The organism is Bradyrhizobium sp. STM 3557, assembly GCF_045571465.1.
Classification (GTDB): domain Bacteria; phylum Pseudomonadota; class Alphaproteobacteria; order Rhizobiales; family Xanthobacteraceae; genus Bradyrhizobium.
In genome coordinates, this window is record NZ_CP120697.1 from 3,777,428 (window position 1) to 3,796,748 (window position 19,321).

Below are 19,321 nucleotides of genomic sequence, written 5' to 3' on the forward strand. Positions count from 1 at the left end.
GCGGCCCCATGACCAGACGGGCCTTCATTACCGGTGTTGCAGGGCTGACGCTTAGCGCGGACGAGCAGGCGTTCATCCGCGCGGCCCAGCCCTTCGGCTTCATTCTGTTCAAACGCAATGTCGAGACGCCGGCTCAAGTTGCTGCTTTGGTTCAAGAATTACGGAATGTGGCCGGCTCTCCGGACGCCCCCGTCCTGATCGACCAGGAAGGCGGGCGGGTGCAGCGGCTAGGGCCACCGCACTGGCCGGTCTACCCGCCGGGCGAGGTGTTCAGCCAGCTGTACGACATTGATTCGGCCGTTGGGCTGCAGGCGGCCCGGCTCAGCGCGCGCCTGATCGCCGATGATCTCCTGCAGCTCGGGATCACGGTCGATTGCCTGCCGCTCGCCGACGTGCCCGTTCCCGGCGCTGATGCTGTGATCGGAAACCGGGCCTACGGCACCGAGCCGGCCAAGGTGGCTGCGATCGCGCGTGCGGTAACGGATGGGCTGGAGCAGGGCGGCGTGCTGCCGGTGCTCAAACACATTCCCGGCCATGGCCGGGCGACCGCCGACACCCATTTTCAGCTGCCGACCGTCGACACGCCGGAATCCGAGCTGGAGGCGACCGATTTCGCCGCGTTCCGGCCGTTGGCCGACCTGCCGATGGCCATGACCGCACATGTTGTGTTTAGCGCCATCGACGCCGCCCATCCGGCCACGACTTCTGCGACAATGATCTCGCGGGTGATTCGTGGCGAAATCGGGTTCCAGGGTCTGTTGATGAGTGATGACGTCTCGATGAATGCATTGGCCGGATCGATCGCCGACCGCACCCGGGCCATCACCGCCGCTGGCTGCGACATCGTCCTGCATTGCAACGGCAAGCTCGACGAGATGCAGGCGGTCGCAGCCGAGACGCCGATGCTATCGGGCGGGGCACTCGCGCGCGCGGACCGGGCGCTTGCGGCCCGCAGGGCGCCGGTCGCGTTCGACCGGGCGGCGGCGCGGGCCGAGCTCGACGCCCTGATCAACCGGCTGGGACCAGCGAACGCATGACTGCCGAAATTCTGTCTTTTGAAACCGGCCGGCCCGCGGAGCTGTCCGAGGCCGAACCGGCATTGGTCGTCGATGTCGAGGGCTATGAGGGCCCGCTCGACCTGCTGCTCGCGCTGGCGCGGCAGCAGAAGGTCGATCTCGCCAAGATCTCGATCCTGGCGCTGGCCGACCAGTATCTGCAGTTCATCGAGGCGGCGCGGAAGATCCGGCTCGAGCTCGCCGCCGACTATCTTGTCATGGCGGCGTGGCTCGCGTTCCTGAAGTCGCGCCTGCTGCTGCCCGAGCCGCCGGCGGCCGAGGGGCCGAGCGCCGAGGAGATGGCGACTGCGCTGGCGAACCGGCTGCGCCGGCTGGAGGCGATCCGTGAGGCCGCCAACCGGTTGATGAACCGGCCGCAGTTCCAGCGCGACGTGTTCCCGCGTGGCAATCCGGAATCGATCGCCGAGATCCGCCACCAGAAGTTCACCGCCACCTTGTTCGACCTGCTGTCGGCCTATGCGACGCAGCGCCAATCGGGCGTGCTGACCTCGGTGCATCTGGCGCGGCGCACGGTGTGGTCGCTGGCGGAAGCGCGTGCGACCCTGGAGCGGCTGGTCGGCATGACCGAGGTCTCGGACGACTGGAGCTCACTCGACAGCTACCTGATGAGCTACGTCGCCGACGACTCCCAGCGCGCCACCGTGTTCGCCTCCAGCTTTGCCGCAGCGCTTGAGCTGGTGCGCGAGGGCCAGCTTGAACTGAACCAGCAGCAGGCTTTCGCGCCGCTGTATTTTCGTAAGCGTCCGCCGCAACCGCCCGGCGCCATGACCGCGCCGGACTTGACGGTTGAGTAACGAAGAAGGAGACCGTGCCATGGCAAGTTTGGCGGAAATGCGCATGGAGGAACCGGAAGAGATCGCGGCCGAGCCGCAGGCCCGGCCCGAGGAGCTGCGCATTCTCGAAGCGCTGCTGTTCGCCGCATCCGAGCCGCTCGATCAGGCCGCGCTCGCCAAGCGCATGCCGGAAGGCGTCGACGTGAAGGCCGCGCTGGCGCAGCTGCAGGCCGATTATGCGACCCGTGGCGTCAACCTGATCCGCGTCGCCAACAAATGGACCTTCCGCACCGCGGGTGATCTCGCCTGGCTGATGTCGCGCGAGAGTACCGAGACAAAGAAGCTGTCGCGTGCGGCGATCGAGGTGCTGGCGATCGTAGCCTATCACCAGCCGGTGACGCGCGCCGAGATCGAGGAGATCCGCGGTGTCGTGACCTCGAAGGGCACGCTCGATGTCCTCCTCGAAACGGGCTGGATCAAGCCGCGCGGCCGGCGCAAGACGCCGGGGCGTCCGTTGACGTTCGGAACCACTGATGCGTTCCTGATGCAGTTCAGCCTGGAATCGCTCGGCGACCTGCCGGGGCTCGAGGAGCTGAAGGGGACCGGACTTTTGGACTCGCGCCTGCCGACCGGTTTCACGGTTCCGAGCCCGTCGGACGATCCGACCTTGCGCGAAGACGAGGAGCCGCTCGAGCCCGGCGATCTCGATCTGGCGCTGGCGCCCCGGGCCGAGCCGGACGATCACGACAGGTCCAACAGCGATGCGCGGTCGGAGAATGATGCTCCGGCGGAGAGCGTGGCCGAAGCGGCCGTAAGGCCCGGAGCCGTAGGCACGGAGGCCGGCGCCGAGCAAGCTGGGGCGTTGGGAGAGACCTCCGGCTCCGAGCACGAAGAGCGATCCGAATCGTCATTCGCTGCGGATGCGGACGACCACGCGGAGACCGATCATCCGGACACCGACCGGACGGAGCGTCGCGACGACGGGGGCGGTGGCGAGGCCGAATGACGGCCTCTGAGCCCGGGTTAACGCTCGCGTCATGACGTCGCGTTGAGCGTGATTTGACCGAGCTTAAGTCCTTGTTTTTGAGGGCTGCGGCGCCTACGTTCGAGCGAGGATCGGGCTCGAGGCAGCCGGCCCCTTCGCTTGTATCGTGACTTCGTATTGCCGTTTCGCAAACGAATGCTAGAAGCGAAGGGTGGCCGGTAAGTCCATGGTTGTGGCGCGGTTTTGGCTTTGCGCGGAGCGATTATGAGTTCCGTGCCGGATCGGTCGATCGCGCCGATGTTTGGAGGGTTGCAGGATGGGTTCGCTTAGCATTTGGCACTGGATCGTGGTGATCGCGGTCGTCCTGCTGTTGTTCGGGCGCGGCAAGATCTCCGACCTGATGGGCGACGTGGCACAAGGCATCAAGGCCTTCAAGAAGGGCATGCAGGACGACGACAGGCCTGCCGAGAAGCCCGAGCCGGCCAAGTCGATCGATCATGGCGCGACGCCCACGGCGACCCGCACGGATGTCGGCAGCAAGGCCGTCTGACCGGAACGGGTGAGGTGTGAGTGGCGCGGCATCCGCATTCGGCCGGATGCGAAAGCGCTGCGTAGGCGGATGTTTGCATGTTCGACATCGGGTGGAGTGAACTGCTCGTCATCGGGGTCGTTGCGCTGATCGCGATCGGCCCGAAGGAACTGCCGGGCGTGCTGCGCATGGTCGGGCAGTGGATGGGCAAGGCCCGGCGAATGGCCGCCGAATTCCAGGGTCAATTCCAGGAGGCCCTGCGCGAAGCCGAAATGGCCGACCTGAAGAAAAGCTTTGACGAGGTCCGCGAGGCGGCCTCGGGGTTCAGCCCGACCGGCGTGATCAGCTCGCTGCAGCGCGACGTCGACAAGGCGTTGGACATCGAAGGCGTCGACAAGCCGGCAGCCTCTTCATCGGCCACCGAGCAGGCGCCGGTATCCAGCGAGTCCTCAGGCGAAACCGTTACGATTCCAACCACACCCGAGGCGCCCAAGGCCGAAACCTTCGTGGAAGCCGAGGCGCATCAGGCTGCGAGTGAGCCGCTCGCTGTCGTTCGCGAGGTGCAGCCGGAGGCCGCGCCGGCGCCGGACGCTGCGGCTGAAGCCGATGAGAGCCGGTTCAAGGACGCCAAAGCGTCATGAGCGCCGAAGACATCGAGGCCAGCAAGGCCCCCCTGATGGAGCATCTGATCGAGCTGCGGTCGCGGCTGATCAAGGCTTTGCTCGGGTTCGGTGTTGCCTTCATCTTCTGCTTCATCTTCGCCAAGCAGATCTACAACGTGCTGGTCTGGCCGTTCGTCTGGGTCGCGGGACCAGAGAACTCCAAGTTCATCTACACCGCGCTGCTGGAATATTTCATCACCCAGCTCAAGCTGGCGCTGTTCGGCGCGGGCTTCATCTCGTTCCCGATCGTGGCGACGCAGATCTACAAATTCGTCGCGCCGGGCCTTTATCGGCACGAGCGCAATGCCTTCCTGCCGTATCTGATCGCAACGCCGGTCTTCTTCGTGGCCGGCGCGGCGATGGTCTATTTCGTCGTCCTGCCGATGCTGATCCGCTTCTCGCTCGGCATGCAGCAGGCCGGCGGCGCCGAGACGGCGCAGATCGCGCTGCTGCCCAAGGTCGGCGAGTACCTCTCGCTGATGATGTCGCTGGTGTTCGCCTTCGGCGTCGCTTTCCAGCTTCCGGTGATCCTGACGCTGTTGGGACGGATCGGCATCGTCACCTCGCAGATGCTGCGCGAGAAACGGCGCTATTTCGTTGTCATCGCCTTCATCATCGCCGCCATCCTGACCCCGCCCGACGTGCTGAGCCAAGCCTCGCTCGCATTGCCGCTGCTGGCCCTCTATGAGGGCGCGATCATCGCCGTGCGGATCGTGGAGAAGAAGGCCGATGCGGCTCGTGCCGGTACCGGCACCACCACGACCCCGGTCAAACCGGCGGAGTAACGGAGGAGGGCACCGCCCCTTCTCCCGATCCCGCTTCGCTTCCCAATTGTCGTTAATCGCGGTACTGCAGGCGCGGTTTGCACGCCCGCGCGACTCGGCCACATTTCGTCTTCAGGACCGAACGACCATGCATGACATCAAATCGATCCGCGACAATCCGCTAGCGTTCGATGCCGCGCTCGCGCGGCGGGGCCTGGCGCCGATGTCGTCGCAGCTCTTGGCCATCGATGAACGACGTCGCGCGGCGATCCTGTCCTCCGAGCAGGCCCAGGCGCGGCGCAACGCCGCCTCCAAGGAGATCGGCGAGGCCAAGAAGGCCAAGGACGAGGCGCGCGCCGGCGCGCTGATGGAAGAGGTTGCCAAGCTCAAGACCACGATGCCGGAGTTGGAGGCTGCCGCAAAGCAGGCCGACGAGGAGCTGGCACGCGAGCTTGCCGCGATTCCGAACCTGCCGCTCGCCGAGGTGCCCGACGGCAAGGACGAGCACGACAATGTGCAGCACCACGTGTTCGGCGCCAGGCGCAATTATGCTTTTGCGCCAAAGTTGCACGACGATCTTGGCGCCGGCCTTGGCTACATGGATTTCGAGTCGGCCGCGAAGCTCTCGGGTGCGCGGTTCGTGGTGCTGAAGAAGGGGCTGGCACGGCTCGAGCGCGCGATCGGGCAGTTCATGCTCGACCTGCACACAAACGAGCACGGCTACACCGAGGTCAATCCGCCGCTCTTGGTGCGCAACGACGTGATGTTCGGCACCGGTCAGTTGCCGAAATTCGAGGACGATCAGTTCTGGGCTATCAAGGGCGAACTGCTGGCCTCGCCCGACGAGCGGTTGAAGACCGACCGGCTCGGTCTGATCCCGACGGCTGAGGTCGCGCTGACCAATCTGGTGCGGGAATCGATCGTCGAGGAGAAGGAGCTGCCGATGCGGCTGACGGCGCTGACGCCGTGCTTCCGCGCCGAGGCCGGTGCTGCGGGCCGCGACACCCGCGGCATGATCCGCCAGCACCAGTTCAGCAAGGTCGAGCTGGTGTCGATCACGACGCCGGAGGCCAGCTTGGACGAGCATGAGCGCATGCTGGCCTGTGCCGAGGAGGTGCTGCGCCAGCTCGACCTGCATTACCGCGTCATGACCTTGTGCACGGGCGACATGGGCTTTTCCTCGCAGAAGACCTATGACATCGAGGTCTGGATGCCGGGGCAGGGGGACGGCGGCGCCTTCCGCGAAATCTCCAGCTGCTCGGTCTGCGGCGACTTCCAGGCGCGGCGCATGAACGCGCGCTATCGCGGCAGTGATGGCAAGCCGCACTTCGTGCATACGCTGAACGGCTCCGGCACCGCGGTCGGCCGCGCGTTGATCGCCGTGATGGAGACCTATCAGCAGGAAGATGGCTCGATCGCGGTGCCGGACGTGTTGCAGCCCTATATGGGCGGCCTGAAGGCGGTGACGGCGGAGGCGTAAAGGCGTGTGGCGGGCGGCGAATTCCCGCGTGTTTGCCTCGGTTGTCTCTTGCAGATAAGACGGCCGAAACGGCTTCATTTCTCCGAAAGGTCTGGCAGCATGCGGATTCTCTGCACCAATGATGACGGTATCCACGCGCCCGGCCTGAAGGTGATGGAGGAGATCGCCCGCGCGCTGTCCGACGATGTCTGGCTCGTGGCGCCGGAGCTCGACCAATCCGGCGTCTCGCACTCGCTGTCGCTCAACGATCCGCTACGGCTGCGCGAAGTGGGCCCGCGCCACTTCGCGGTGCGGGGCACGCCGACCGACTGCGTCATCATGGGCTCCAAGCATATTCTCGGCGAGAAGGGCCCGGATCTCGTGCTGTCCGGCGTCAACAAGGGGCGCAACGTCGCCGAGGACGTGGTCTATTCCGGCACCATTGCGGGCGCGCTCGAAGGCACGATTCTCGGCCTGCCGTCATTTGCGCTCTCGCAGGAGTTCTCGGTTGCGACCCGCAGCAGCCCGCCCTGGGAGGCCGCGCTGAAATTCGCACCCGAGATCATCCGCAAGGTGCTCGCCGCCGGCGTGCCGAAGAACACCGTCATCAACGTCAATTTCCCGGCCTGCGCGCCCGATGAGGTCCAGGGCATTCGCGTGACCCGGCAGGGCAAGCGCAACCTCGGCTTTCTCAAGATCGATGAGCGCCGCGACGGCCGCGGCAATCCGTATTTCTGGATCGGCTTCGAGCGTGCGGCCGCGCTCGACGCGCCGGAAGAAGGCACTGATCTCGCGGCGCTCGCCGCGCGCTACGTCTCGGTCACGCCGCTGCGGCTCGACCGCACGGACGAGGCGTTTTCCGGCGCGCTCAATGGGATTTTGGGTTAGTTCTACTGCGTCATTAGCTAACTCCTCATCGTGAGGAGGCGCGCTACGCCGTCTCGAACCATGAGGCCCCGGGCCTCGTCCTTCGAGACGCTTGGCTTCCGCCAAGCTTCTCAGGATGAGGAGAAGCGGCGGCTTGCGACTCAGGAGGGCTGGTCAGCCGCCGCGCAGGGCGCTGTCGATCGCCTTGCCCAGCGTCTCCAGCTGGAAGGGCTTCTGCAGGGCCGGCCGGTCGCGATATTCCTCCGGCAGGCCGGACGAGCCGTAGCCGGTGGCGAAAATGAAGGGGCGGTTGCGAGCCTTGATCAGGTCGGCGACCGGCGAAATCACCTTGCCGTTGACGTTGACGTCGAGGATCGCCAGATCGAAAAAAGTGCTCTCGGCGAGACGCATCGCTTCGCCAATTTCGCCCGCTTCGGCCGCCACGGTGTAGCCAAGCTCTTCGAGCATGTCGGCGACCATCATCCTGATCATGACTTCATCTTCAACGAGAAACACAGAGCCGCGCGGCGGCCGCGGTGCAGTCATGATGTCAGTCCTTGCCCATACCAAGCGTGAAGTTCGCAAATAACTGCATGTGGTGCAACGTCAACAACGTTGCGCATGGTAGCCTTGGTGTGACCTCTTTGGCGCCTGCAAGCAATGGGCCTCCGGCACAACAAGCTGTGGGAAGAGGGGTGGTTCCGGACCCAGGAACAACGCGTCGGTAGCCGAGACGGGAAAAAGCGCCATCGGCAGTCCCGTCGGCCAGCGTAATCGGGCTGGTTGCATGATCCTGCGCCGCCACAAGGCTGAAGACACCCGAAATCAAAGGCACGCCAACTCTGTTGTGGACGCCCGCTGACCGCGCGTCGCCGATGCAAAGCTGAAATCCGAAGCTGCACGAGCGGCCAGAGATTGGCTAGTGTTCCCTTGGGCGCCGCTTCCGCTGAACCGTCTTCCCGAGGGCACGCGAAGGCCGACGCCGCAAACGTCAGCTCGCGCCCTCCCGGCGCGCAACCGAGATCCCTATGGCCAGCGCTCCTCCGGAGAAAATGATATTTCAGCTTACCCTCCGTCGGCGGGGCATCAGCGATCAGGCCGTGCTGCGGACGCTGGAGGATGTCCCGCGGGAGAACTTCGTCGAGCCGGCGGATCGCGCGGACGCCTATCGTGACAGCGCGATGGCGATCTCCTGCGGACAGACGATCAGCCAGCCTTTCGTCGTCGCTTACATGACCGAGCAGCTCAAGCTGCGGAAGACGCATCGCGTGCTCGAGATCGGCACCGGCTCCGGCTACCAGGCCGCGATCCTGTCGCGCTTGGCCGGGCAGGTGCTCACGGTCGAACGTTTCCGTACCCTGGCCGACATCGCCCGCCAGCGGCTGGAGAAGCTCGGTTGCTTCAACGTCGAGGTCATGCTCGGCGATGGCCTCGCCATGCCCCCTGCGGTCGGACAGTTTGACCGTATCATCGTCACCGCGGCGGTTGACCGGATACCGGATGCCCTGCTGGAGAGGCTCGAGCTCAATGGGATCTTGATCGCCCCGGTCGGACCGCCGCATGGAGTCCAGACCCTGGTCCGCGTGATCAGGACGGCCGGCGGTCTGGAGCGCAAGGAGCTGGTGGACGTGCGCTTCGTGCCGGCCATCCCGGGGATTGCGCGCGAGCTTTGAGCCCGTAGGCCCGATCAGTCCGGCGCTTTCCCGTTCCAAGAGCTTAAGCGGTTATTTACTGCAGGCGTGTTTATTCAAATCGTAGTTTGTTGCGTACGAGTGAGTAACCATGCCCGCTATTGTCGAGTTGCTTCGCTCCCGCCGTCTGCCGCACGTCGCGGCGCTGGCGCTGATATCGTTCGGCTTCGCCGGATGCAGCGCCGACATGTCGTCGCGGATGTCGCAAACGCAAAATTCCTTTTCCAACCCGTTCAACTCGGACTCCACCGGATCGGTGCCGCCCGCCCCGATCGAGCAGCGGCGGGAGGCGCCGCAATACAGCCGCCCGGCGCCGTCGGCCTATTCGTCATCGGCCCTGCCGCCGGCCGTCACCGCACCGCAATCCTATCCGTCGGGTGGCGGCAGCGGTGGCATTGCACCTGGCCCGGTTGCAAACAGCGGCGTCTCCAGCGGCGGGCGCGGGGTCTCATCCTACGCACCGCCCGCTCAGCCACAGCTTGAGACCACCAGCGCCGTGACGCCGCCGCGCTCGATCGCGGCCGTCCGCCCCGCAGGCGGGACCAAGATCATCGTCGGCACCAGCGATACGCTCGAGATCCTGGCGCGTCGCTATCACGTGACGCCGGCCGAAATCCTCGCCGCCAACGGCTACAAGGGACCGCGCGCACTGGCGCCGGGCCAGCAGATCATCATTCCGCATCCGGCCGCTGTTGCCTCGGCCGCTCCGGCGCCCGCGACCGCTCCCGCGGCCGCGGCCATGTCGGCTGCACCACCCGCCGTGCCGCCCAAGCCGGCCGCGATGCCTGCTGCACCAGTGGCGTCCAGCGTCCACTTCGTCAATCATGGCGAAACGCTCGCCGGCATCGCGCGCCAGAATCACATCTCGGTCGCCGAACTCGCACACGCCAACAACCTCAACCCGGCCTCGCCGTTGAAGCTCGGTGCACGGCTGACCGTCCCCGGCAAGCCGGTGGCGGCGGCCGCACCTGCGGCTCCGGCCGCGGCCGTCCCCCAGGCGGTCGCGGCCGTGCCGGCGCCGGCTCCGACCACCAAGGTGGCGACTGCGGGGCCGGTGCAGAGCGCGCGGCTGGCCCAAGCCAATCCGGCTGCGGAAGAGAAGGAAGAGGAGCCGGCAAGGCCGGCCGAGACCACCAGCGCATTGCCGACCTTCCGTTGGCCGGCGCGCGGCAAGGTCATCACCAGCTACGGCGCCAAGACCAACGGCAAGTCCAATGACGGCATCAACATCGCAGTGCCCGAAGGCACGCCGGTGAAAGCGGCTGAGGACGGCGTGGTCGCCTATGCCGGCAATGAATTGAAGGGCTATGGCAATCTGGTCCTGGTGCGGCATTCCAACGGCTATGTCACCGCATATGCCCATGCGAGTGAGCTGATGGTGAAACGCGGCGACACGATCAAGCGCGGCCAGGTCATTGCCAAGTCGGGTCAATCGGGCGAGGTCGGATCGCCGCAGCTCCACTTCGAGATCCGCAAGGGATCGTCGCCGGTTGACCCGCTGCAATTCCTGAACGGGGCGTAATAGCGCAATAGTAAGTAATAGTAAGTGCCGCGCCGCCGCTCCAAGCACTCCTGTCATCGCCCGCGAAGGCGGGCGATCCAGTAAACACAGACATCTCGAATCTCACGACTGTCTCGGCGTACTGGATTCCCCGCCTTCGCGGGGAATGACGCCTCCGGTTCATCATTTCCCCGTCAGACGGACGCCGAGCCGCCCGGCCAATTCCTGGATGAACTGCCAGGCGACGCGGCCAGAGCGCGAGCCGCGGGTGGTCGCCCATTCCAGCGCCTCGCGCTCCAGCTCGTCCGCGGCCACCGTGATGCCGAAATTGCGGCAATAGCCGTTCACCATGGCGAGATACTCGTCCTGGCTGCAGCGGTGGAAGCCGAGCCACAGGCCGAAACGGTCGGACAGCGAGACCTTCTCCTCGACTGCTTCGCCCGGGTTGATTGCGGTGGAGCGTTCATTCTCGATCATCTCGCGGGCCAACAGGTGCCGGCGGTTCGAGGTGGCGTAGAGGATCACGTTCTCCGGCCGGCCTTCGATGCCGCCCTCCAGCACCGCCTTCAGCGACTTGTAGGAGGCGTCGTTGCCGTCGAAGGAGAGATCGTCGCAGAACACGATGAAGCGGAACGACGAGGCGCGCAGGATGTCCATCAGCGCCGGCAGGCTCTCGATGTCCTCGCGATGGATCTCGATCAGCTTCAGCTTGTCCGCCTCATCGCGCTCCAGATTGACGCTGGCATGCGCGGCCTTGACCAGCGACGACTTGCCCATGCCGCGCGCGCCCCACAGTAGCGCGTTGTTGGCGGGCAGGCCGTCGGCAAAGCGCTCGGTGTTCTCGATCAGGATGTCGCGCATCCGGTCGATACCCTTGAGCAGGTCGATCTCGACGCGGGCGACGCGCGCGACCTTGCTGAGGCGTCCGTTCGGGTGCCAGACAAAGGCGTCGGCGTCAGTGAAGGAGGGCGCCTGGGCCTGCGCTGGGGTTGAGATGGCAAGGTGCGCCGCAATCGCCTCGAGCGCACGGGCGATCCGTTCGGGCGTGTCGTCGACAAGACGGCTGTTGGGGCGATTTGCCGCGACTTTCGGCTGGGTTCGGGAAGCGGGCTTAGCGGGGCGGCGGGAAGGGGTTTTGGCTGGCTTTTTCGACATGCTGCAAGTTCCTGACGGCGCAGCCATATCGGGCCGGACCGGGAGCCGCAAGCCACGCCGGGGGCAGGGCTGGTTCACGTTGCAATTGGGACCGCGGCCGCTATATTCCGCGCCAAATTCACGTCCCTCCGGCCCGCCCAGATGGCGGTCTGCCGGCTATTCCCGTCACGAGGATTGACCGCATGCTGATTACCCCCGCCTACGCCCAGGCTGCGGCCGCCGGCGACACCAACAGCATGCTCGGCATGCTGCTGCCGTTCGCGATCATCTTCGTCATCATGTATTTCCTGATCCTGCGGCCGCAGCAGAAGAAGGTCAAAGAGCATGCCGACCTGGTCAAGAACGTGCGCCGCGGCGACACCATCATCACCCAGGGGGGCCTGGTCGGAAAGGTGACCAAGGTCGTCGATGATGACCAGGTCGAGTTCGAGATCGCCGATGGCGTCCGCGTCCGCCAGATGCGGCAGATGATCACCGCCGTCCGCGCCAAGGGCGAGCCGGCGAAGGACCTCGCCAAAGACGAGAAAAAGGACGAGAAGGCGACGAGCTGAGCCGGTGCTCCGCGCGCCCTCGCGCGAGGGTGTATCCCTGCCACGCAGTTTCGATCGTCCCTGATCTGACGGATCAATTTGATGTTGTATTTCACGCGGTGGAAGGCGCTGGGCATCATCCTCACGGCGCTGGTCGTGTGCCTGTTCGCGGTCCCCAATTTCTTCCCCGAAGCCACCGTCAAAGGCTGGCCGCTCTGGGCGCAGCGGCGCATCGTGCTGGGCCTCGACCTGCAGGGCGGCTCCTATCTGCTGCTCGAGATCGACGCCAACTCGGTCAAGAAGGACAGGCTGGACACGATCCGCGATGACGTGCGGCGCACCCTGCGCGATGCCAAGATCGGCTACACCGGCCTTACCGCGCGTGGCGATGCGGTCGAGGTCAAGATCAGCAAGGACACCGACGTTCAGACCGCGCTGTCCAAGCTGCGCGAGCTGTCGCAGCCGCTCGGCGGGCTGCTCGGCTCCAGCGGCCAGCGCTCGCTGGAGGTCTCCGATGCCGGCGGTGGCCTCATCCGCCTGACCATTCCGCAGGCGGCGATCACGGAACGTGTTCGCCAAGCGATCGAGCAGTCGATCCAGATCGTCGAACGGCGTGTCAACGAGCTCGGCACAGTCGAGCCGGTGATCCAGCGGCAGGGCACTGACCGCATCCTGGTCCAGGTGCCGGGACTGCAGGACCCGACCCAGCTCAAGGAGATCCTGGGCAAGACCGCCAAGATGGAATTCCGCATGGTCGACACCTCGGTGCCGCCGGAGCAGGCGCTGCAGGGCCGGGTGCCGCCGGATTCGGAAGTGCTGCAGAGCGCCAGCGAACCTAACCGGCCCTATGTGGTGAAGAAGCAGGTGCTGGTCTCGGGCGGCGATCTCAGCGATGCGCAGACCGGCTTCGACCAGCGCACCAATGAGCCGATCGTCAGCTTCCGCTTCAACAGCGCGGGCTCGCGCAAATTCGCCCAGGCCACCACCGAGAATGTCGGGCAGCCCTTCGCGATCGTGCTCGACAACAAGGTGATCTCGGCACCGGTAATCCGCGAGCCCATCACCGGCGGCTCCGGGCAGATCTCCGGCAATTTCACCGTGCAGTCCGCCAACGAGCTTGCGATCCTCTTGCGCGCCGGCGCGCTGCCGGCACCGCTCACCGTCATCGAGGAACGCACGGTCGGTCCCGGCCTCGGACAGGACTCGATCGCCAAGGGCGAGCTTGCCGCCTATGTCGGCTCGATCCTGGTCGTCGTGTTCATGCTGCTGACCTACCGCCTGTTCGGCCTGTTCGCCAATATCGCGGTGGCGGTCAACGTCGCCATGATCTTCGGCCTGCTGTCGCTGCTCAACGCCACGCTGACCTTGCCCGGCATTGCCGGCATTGTGCTGACGGTCGGCATTGCGGTCGACTCCAACGTGCTGATCTATGAGCGCATCCGCGAGGAGCTGCGCGGCGGCCGCAACGCCATCTCGGCGATCGACGCCGGCTTTAAGCGCGCGCTGGCGACCATCCTCGACTCCAACATCACCACCTTCATCGCCGCCGCCGTGCTGTTCTACATCGGCACCGGTCCGGTGCGCGGCTTCGCCGTGACGCTCGGCATCGGCATCATCACCACGGTCTTCACCGCCTTTACCTTGACCCGCCTGATCGTGGCGTGGTGGGTGCGGTGGAAGCGGCCGCAAAGCGTGCCTATTTAGGAGCTGCCGTGACACACTGGATTCTCATCGGGCTTGGCATCCTGATCGTGGTGCTGGCAGTGGTCAGCGCTCTTGGCGTGCTGCCGTCGCTGCGCATCGTGCCCGACAACACGCATTTCGATTTCACGCAGTTCCGCCGGATCAGCTTCCCGATCTCGGCCGCGCTGTCGATCCTGGCGATCACGCTGTTCTTCACCCACGGCCTCAATCTCGGCATCGACTTCAAGGGCGGTACCTTGCTCGAGGTCCGCTCCAAGTCCGGCCCTGCCGATCTCGCCGCGATGCGCACAACCCTCGGCAAGCTGGGCCTTGGCGAGGTGCAACTGCAGCAGTTCGGCGGTCCTGAGGAGGTCCTGATCCGCGTCGCCGAGCAGCCGGGTGGCGACACCGCGCAGCAGGAGGCCGCCAACAAGGTGAAGGCTGCGCTCGGTGACGCCGTCGACTATCGCCGCGTCGAGGTGGTGGGACCGCGCGTCTCCGGCGAGTTCCTGGCCTTCGGCATGATCGGCCTGATGCTCGCGATCGTCTCGATCCTGATCTATCTCTGGTTCCGGTTCGAATGGCAGTTCGCGCTCGGCGCCATGATCGCCAACGTCCACGACATCGTGCTGACGATCGGTTTCATGTCGATCAGCCAGGTCGATTTCGACCTCACCAGCATCGCCGCGCTCCTCACCATTCTTGGCTATTCGCTCAACGACACCGTCGTCATCTACGACCGTATCCGCGAGATGCTGCGGCGTTACAAGAAGATGCCGATGCCGCAGCTGCTCAACGAGTCGATCAATTCGACGCTGTCGCGCTCGATCATCACCCACGTCACGGTGACTCTGGCCTTGCTCGCGCTGCTGTTGTTCGGCGGCCAGGCCATCCACAGCTTCACCGCGGTGATGATGTTCGGCGTCGTGCTGGTCGGCACCTACACCTCGATCTTCATCGCCTCGCCCATCCTGATCTATCTCGGCGTGCACTCGGTCCGCGCCGAGGCGCAGGAGGAGAAGCCGGCGCCGAAGAAGAAGTCGCCCTGATCATCCGAAGCTGGCCCGTTGGATCATATCCGAGGGCTGCAAGTTGGTATCAGGCATGGCCAATCCCGACGACGCACCGCATTTCCCGCGATCGGCACCGATCGACGGCTATGGCAATGGCGGCTTCGCCTTTGCCGGCATGTCGCATCGCGGCTCGCTGCTATGCCTGCCGGATTCGATCTGGGCCTGGGATGTGACGCGGCCAAGCCAGATCGACCGCTATTCCCTGCAGCGCGTGTTCGATGCGGCAAACGGCATCGATACGCTGATCGTCGGCACCGGGACCGAGGTCTGGATGCCGCCGCCAGGACTGCGCAACGCGCTGCGGGCCGTCAAGGTGGTCCTCGACCCGATGCAGACTGGCCCGGCGATCCGCACCTACAACGTGATGATCGGCGAGCGGCGGCGCGTTGCGGCCGCGCTGATCGCGGTGCCATGACCGGAACCCAGCCGCAAGCAGACGCGGCCGCGTTCTGCGCTGCTCTGGTGCGCGAGCACGATTTCGACCGCTACGCCGCGACGCTGTTCGTCGAGCCGGAGCTGCGGCGCGCGCTGTTGTCGCTCTATGCCTTCAATGTCGAGATCGTCAGGGTGCGGGATCAGGTCACCCAGCCTTTGCCCGGCGAAGTCCGGCTGCAATGGTGGCGGGACATGCTCACAGGTACAGCTCATGGCGGCGTCGAGGGCAATCCGGTTGCGGCCGAGCTGCTGCTGACGGTGCGGCACTTCGATCTGCCGGTCGATCGCCTGACCCGTCTGATCGACGAGCACACGTTCGACCTCTACAACGATCCGATGCCGACCGGTGCCGCGCTGGATGGCTATCTCAGTGACACCCAGGCTGCCCTGATTGCGGTTGCCGCGCAGATCGCGGCGCCGCCGTCACCGGAGATCAATCATCTCGCTCGCCACGCCGGCCTCGCGCTGGGCATGGCGCAAGCCATCGCGTCGCTGCCGCGCGATGCCGCTCGCCGGCAATTGTTCGTGCCGCTGGATCTGCTCGAACGGCATGGCGGCCGCGTTGAAGAGGTGTTTGCGGGCAAGCCGACGCCGGCAATCCGCAAGGCGCTGGACGAGCTCGCCGCCGAGGCCGAGCAGCATCTTCAAACAGCACTGCAGCTCCTGGCCGAAGCACCGCCAGCGGTTCGGCCCATCCTGCTGCCCCTCGCGTTGGTGCGCCGCGATATCGCGCGTCGATCGCGTGCCGAAGCTGATCCGTTTCAGCCGCAGGCGCGCTCGCACCTCTCCACCCTGTGGACCCTGTGGCGGGCCTCGCGGTCGCGAGCATTCCGCCCCCGATAAACGGCTACGGCTGAAACCCAAATTGTGCGGCCCTCGCACAGGCGTGAGCGCCTCATCTCCGCTCTGGACCTTGTCCGGTGGAGGGCGCTAGGCTGAGATGAATACCGCTGCGCATGTCGGCGGAGCAGGCAAGGAAGCAGATCATGCGGGAATTGACGCCGGACACCATTACGGACGCCGTGCTCGATCAGATGGCGTCCACCCCCGATCCACGTCTGCGCGAGATCATGGCCGCGGCGGTCAAGCACCTGCACGCCTTCGCCCGCGAGGTGAACCTGACCCCAGCCGAGTGGATCAAGGGCATCGAATTCATGACCAAGGTCGGCCAGGCCTGCACGCCGGTGCGACAGGAATTCATCCTGCTGTCCGACACGCTCGGGCTCTCGGCACTGGTCAACGGCCTGCATGATCGCACCGCGATCGAGGAGGGGACCCATACCAGCCTGCTCGGTCCGTTCTATCGCGAAGAGACGCCGACCTTGCCGGCCGGCAGCCAGATCGCAAGTCATGTGAAGCCTGGCAGCGAATGCGTGCTCTATGGCCAGGTGACCGACGTTCAAGGCAAGCCGCTCGCCAATGCGACCGTCTCGGTCTGGCAGACCGGCGCCGATGGCCTCTATGACATTCAGGAAAACCCCGGCACACCTGACTATCGCGGCGTGTTCAGTACCGATTCCGACGGCCGCTATCTCGTCCGCACCGTCAGGCCGCTGGGCTATTCGATCCCGATGGACGGCCCGGTCGGCAAGATGGTGAAGGCGCAGGCCCGGCACGGCATGCGGCCGGCCCATATCCATTTCCTGGTCGGCGCGCCCGGCTATCGCGAGCTCGTCACCGCGCTTTATCTTCGCGACGATCCGCATCTCGCCGACGATGTCGTGTTCGGCTCGTCGGACGATCTCGCCGTTGATATCGTTCGGGATGATCCGGACTGTCCGATCAAGGGACTGCCGAGCATCCGCTTCGATCTCAGGCTGCCGCGCGAGGGCGAAGCAGACAAGACCAGCGGCCGTGTCGGCTCCGACCCGGCGGCCATCATGAAAGAAAGGGAGGCGGCCGTGCCGAGCTAGGCCGCCCAACACAACGAACCAACGCACAAAAAAACAGAGCGTGGAGGGGGGAGAATGAATCGCAGGACAATGTTCGGCCTGGTTGCGGCCGCGATCATGCTCGGCGGGATATCGGGCACCAATGCCGATGAGCCGCCGATCAAGATCGGCATGTCGATGGCGCAAACCGGCGGGCTGGCCGCCGGCGGCAAGGCATCGCTGCTCGGCATCGAGATCTGGCGCGACGATATCAATGCGAAAGGCGGGCTGCTCGGCCGCAAGGTCGAGCTCGTGGTCTATGACGACAAGTCGAGCGCGGCGGAGACGCCGGCGATCTACGCCAAGCTGCTCGACGTCGACAAGGTCGACCTTTTGTTCGCGCCCTACGCCACCGTGCCGACCGCGCCGATCATGCCGCTGGTCAAGCAGCGCGGCATGCTGCTGATGGGCAATTTCTCATTCCAGGTGAACAGCAAGGTCGGCCACGATATGTGGTTCAACATTGCGCCCTGGGGCCCGGCCGATAGCTGGGCGACGGCCTTTCTTGGTCTCGGCCAGAAGGCTGGCGGCAAGACCGTCGCGCTGCTTGCGGCCGACCAGGAATTCGCGCAGAACCTCGCCAAGACCGCCCGCGACGTCGCCAAGAGCCGCGGCATGCCGATCGTGTTCGATCAGGCCTATCCGCCTGCCACGGTCGAATTCTCCAGCATCATCCGCGCCCTGAACGCGGCCAAGCCCGACATCGTCTATGTCGCATCCTATCCGCCTGATTCCGCCGCCATCCTGCGCGCGGTCAACGAGATCGGCGTCGGCGACAACGTCAAGATCTTCGGCGGCGCCATGGTCGGTCTGCAGTTCGCCGGCGTGATGGAAAATCTGGGATCGTTGATGAACGGCGTCGTCAACTTCAATACCTGGCTGCCCGAGCCCTCGATGTATTTCGACGGCACCAAGAAGTTCTTCGACACCTATACCAAGCGCGCCGTCGAGGCGAAGGTCGATCCGCTCGGTTACTATCTGGCTCCGTTCGGCTACGCCATGGGCCAGCTGGTCGAGCAGGCGGTCAATGCGACCAAGTCGTTCGACCAGAAGACGCTAGCCAAGTACCTGCGCGAGCACACTCACAACACCATCGTCGGCCCGATCATCTTCGGCCCGGATGGCGAGTGGAAGGAGACGGCGACGCTGGAAGCGCAGTTCCGCGGCGTCAAGGACAAGAACATCGATCAGTTCCGCTCCGCCGGCAAGCAGGTCATCCTGTTTCCGGACCGGTTGAAGACCGGTGATCTCGTCTTTCCCTTCGAGGACGCGCGCCAATAGGGCGCGCATGAGGGGCGGTCAGTCCAGAGCTGGATAAAGGGGAGGGCGCTTGTTCTCACTCGAACTGATGCGCGATGCCATCGTGCTCGGCCTGCTACTCGGCTGCTTCTATGCGGCCGTCAGCGTGGGCCTGTCGATCTCCTTCGGTCTGCTCGACGTGCCGCAGGTCGCGCATCCAGCCTTCCTGGTGCTGGCCTCCTACGGCGTCTACCTCTGCAACGACCGTTTCGACATCGATCCATTGCTGGCGGGCCTGCTGCTGACGCCGCTCTTTTTCGTGCTCGGGCTCGTGACCTACCGGCTCTATTACGAGACCTTCGAGCGGCGTGGTAGTGATGCCGCCGTGCGTGGTATCGCGTTCTTCTTCGGGGTGGCCTTCATCATCGAGGTGCTGATCATCCTGCAGTTCGGGGTCGACCAGCGCTCGGTGACCGCACCCTATATCGGCAAGGCCTGGCGGGTCGCCGGCATGCGGATTCCGATCCGACAGCTCGTCGCCTTCGGCGTCGCGCTGGCGCTCACGTTATTGCTGGCGACCTATCTGTCCCGGACGTTCCTCGGGCGCGCGATCCGGGCGGTGGCGCAGGACGAGGAGGGGCTGCGGCTGATGGGCGCTAGTCCGGTGCGGGTCAAGCAGCTCGCGTTCGGGATCGCGACCGCGGTGGTCGCGGTCGCGGGCGCACTGATGATCATCGTCGCACCGGTCGAGCCGACGCTCGATCGCGTCTATATCGGGCGCACCTTCTGCGTCGTGGTCATGGCGGGGCTCGGCAGCATCACCGGGACGCTGATCGCCGCCCTCATCCTTGGCGTCGCGGAGTCGATCGTGCTCACGATGTTCGGCGCGTCCTGGGCACCGGCGATTTCCTTTGCGTTGCTGCTCGGTGTCCTGACCGTGCGCCCGCAGGGTCTGCTCGGCAGGTGAT

Annotated in this window: 20 protein-coding genes; 18 read left to right on the plus strand and 2 right to left on the minus strand. The window is 65.3% G+C overall.

The window, feature by feature from the left end; all coding sequences use genetic code 11:
• Positions 1–8 precede the first annotated feature (8 nt).
• The 8 genes from nagZ to surE all read left to right on the plus strand — a co-directional run bounded on the left by nagZ (position 9) and on the right by surE (position 7,136).
• Positions 9–1,037 carry a beta-N-acetylhexosaminidase gene (gene nagZ, locus P6U24_RS17125; protein WP_407160241.1) on the plus strand — a complete coding sequence of 343 codons (1,029 nt, stop codon included), beginning with the start codon at positions 9–11 and terminating at the stop codon, positions 1,035–1,037.
• The gene (locus tag P6U24_RS17130) at positions 1,034–1,870 is read left to right on the plus strand and encodes a segregation and condensation protein A (protein ID WP_407160242.1); all 837 of its coding nucleotides are present in this window, start codon (positions 1,034–1,036) and stop codon (positions 1,868–1,870) included. Before nagZ ends, P6U24_RS17130 begins: the two co-directional genes overlap by 4 nt.
• A 19-nt stretch (positions 1,871–1,889) precedes the next feature.
• Entirely contained in the window at positions 1,890–2,855 is a 966-nt protein-coding gene (scpB, locus tag P6U24_RS17135) for an SMC-Scp complex subunit ScpB (RefSeq protein WP_407160243.1), read from the plus strand.
• A 295-nt stretch (positions 2,856–3,150) separates the two neighbouring features.
• Positions 3,151–3,384, plus strand: coding sequence for a twin-arginine translocase TatA/TatE family subunit (locus P6U24_RS17140; protein ID WP_407160244.1), 234 nt, complete (start codon positions 3,151–3,153; stop codon positions 3,382–3,384).
• A 77-nt stretch (positions 3,385–3,461) separates the two neighbouring features.
• Positions 3,462–4,004: a Sec-independent protein translocase protein TatB gene (gene tatB / locus P6U24_RS17145; RefSeq protein ID WP_407160245.1), complete on the plus strand. Its 543-nt coding sequence runs from the start codon at positions 3,462–3,464 to the stop codon at positions 4,002–4,004.
• Positions 4,001–4,810, plus strand: coding sequence for a twin-arginine translocase subunit TatC (tatC, locus tag P6U24_RS17150; RefSeq protein ID WP_407160246.1), 810 nt, complete (start codon positions 4,001–4,003; stop codon positions 4,808–4,810). Before tatB ends, tatC begins: the two co-directional genes overlap by 4 nt.
• Before the next feature lie 127 nt (positions 4,811–4,937).
• Positions 4,938–6,269, plus strand: a complete 1,332-nt coding sequence (gene serS / locus P6U24_RS17155; RefSeq protein ID WP_407160247.1) for a serine--tRNA ligase — start codon at positions 4,938–4,940, stop codon at positions 6,267–6,269.
• Between the two features lie 99 nt (positions 6,270–6,368).
• Entirely contained in the window at positions 6,369–7,136 is a 768-nt protein-coding gene (gene surE / locus P6U24_RS17160) for a 5'/3'-nucleotidase SurE (RefSeq protein ID WP_407160248.1), read from the plus strand.
• Positions 7,137–7,289: 153 nt separating this feature from the next.
• Here the strand turns inward: surE and P6U24_RS17165 are convergent, their stop codons facing one another.
• Entirely contained in the window at positions 7,290–7,661 is a 372-nt protein-coding gene (locus tag P6U24_RS17165; RefSeq protein ID WP_407160249.1) for a response regulator, read from the minus strand.
• A gap of 482 nt (positions 7,662–8,143) precedes the next feature.
• Between P6U24_RS17165 and P6U24_RS17170 the strand changes: the two genes are divergently transcribed.
• Together P6U24_RS17170 and P6U24_RS17175 are read left to right on the plus strand one after the other, a co-directional pair.
• Positions 8,144–8,788, plus strand: coding sequence for a protein-L-isoaspartate(D-aspartate) O-methyltransferase (locus P6U24_RS17170; RefSeq protein WP_407160250.1), 645 nt, complete (start codon positions 8,144–8,146; stop codon positions 8,786–8,788).
• 109 nt (positions 8,789–8,897) lie between these two features.
• A complete protein-coding gene (locus tag P6U24_RS17175; protein ID WP_407160251.1) occupies positions 8,898–10,328 on the plus strand; it encodes a peptidoglycan DD-metalloendopeptidase family protein in 1,431 nt (476 codons plus the stop codon).
• A 162-nt stretch (positions 10,329–10,490) separates the two neighbouring features.
• On the opposite strand, the gene P6U24_RS17180 is transcribed toward P6U24_RS17175, so the two are convergent.
• Complete coding sequence (locus P6U24_RS17180) at positions 10,491–11,462, minus strand: ATP-binding protein (RefSeq protein ID WP_407160252.1); 972 nt, start codon at positions 11,460–11,462, stop codon at positions 10,491–10,493.
• A gap of 182 nt (positions 11,463–11,644) precedes the next feature.
• Here P6U24_RS17180 and yajC point away from each other — a divergent pair, with 182 nt between their 5' ends.
• From yajC to P6U24_RS17220, 8 genes are all read left to right on the plus strand, one after another.
• Entirely contained in the window at positions 11,645–12,013 is a 369-nt protein-coding gene (gene yajC, locus P6U24_RS17185) for a preprotein translocase subunit YajC (protein ID WP_407160253.1), read from the plus strand.
• A gap of 81 nt (positions 12,014–12,094) precedes the next feature.
• The gene (secD, locus tag P6U24_RS17190) at positions 12,095–13,696 is read left to right on the plus strand and encodes a protein translocase subunit SecD (protein ID WP_407160254.1); all 1,602 of its coding nucleotides are present in this window, start codon (positions 12,095–12,097) and stop codon (positions 13,694–13,696) included.
• An 8-nt stretch (positions 13,697–13,704) separates the two neighbouring features.
• The gene (secF, locus tag P6U24_RS17195; protein ID WP_407160255.1) at positions 13,705–14,724 is read left to right on the plus strand and encodes a protein translocase subunit SecF; all 1,020 of its coding nucleotides are present in this window, start codon (positions 13,705–13,707) and stop codon (positions 14,722–14,724) included.
• 55 nt (positions 14,725–14,779) lie between these two features.
• Positions 14,780–15,163 carry an Mth938-like domain-containing protein gene (locus P6U24_RS17200; RefSeq protein ID WP_407160256.1) on the plus strand — a complete coding sequence of 128 codons (384 nt, stop codon included), beginning with the start codon at positions 14,780–14,782 and terminating at the stop codon, positions 15,161–15,163.
• Entirely contained in the window at positions 15,160–16,026 is an 867-nt protein-coding gene (locus P6U24_RS17205; RefSeq protein ID WP_407160257.1) for a phytoene/squalene synthase family protein, read from the plus strand. Before P6U24_RS17200 ends, P6U24_RS17205 begins: the two co-directional genes overlap by 4 nt.
• Positions 16,027–16,169: 143 nt before the next feature.
• Complete coding sequence (locus tag P6U24_RS17210) at positions 16,170–17,096, plus strand: dioxygenase (protein WP_407160258.1); 927 nt, start codon at positions 16,170–16,172, stop codon at positions 17,094–17,096.
• A 54-nt stretch (positions 17,097–17,150) separates the two neighbouring features.
• Positions 17,151–18,395: an amino acid ABC transporter substrate-binding protein gene (locus tag P6U24_RS17215; RefSeq protein WP_407160259.1), complete on the plus strand. Its 1,245-nt coding sequence runs from the start codon at positions 17,151–17,153 to the stop codon at positions 18,393–18,395.
• A 49-nt stretch (positions 18,396–18,444) separates the two neighbouring features.
• Positions 18,445–19,320: a branched-chain amino acid ABC transporter permease gene (locus tag P6U24_RS17220; protein ID WP_407160260.1), complete on the plus strand. Its 876-nt coding sequence runs from the start codon at positions 18,445–18,447 to the stop codon at positions 19,318–19,320.
• Position 19,321 lies beyond the last annotated feature (1 nt).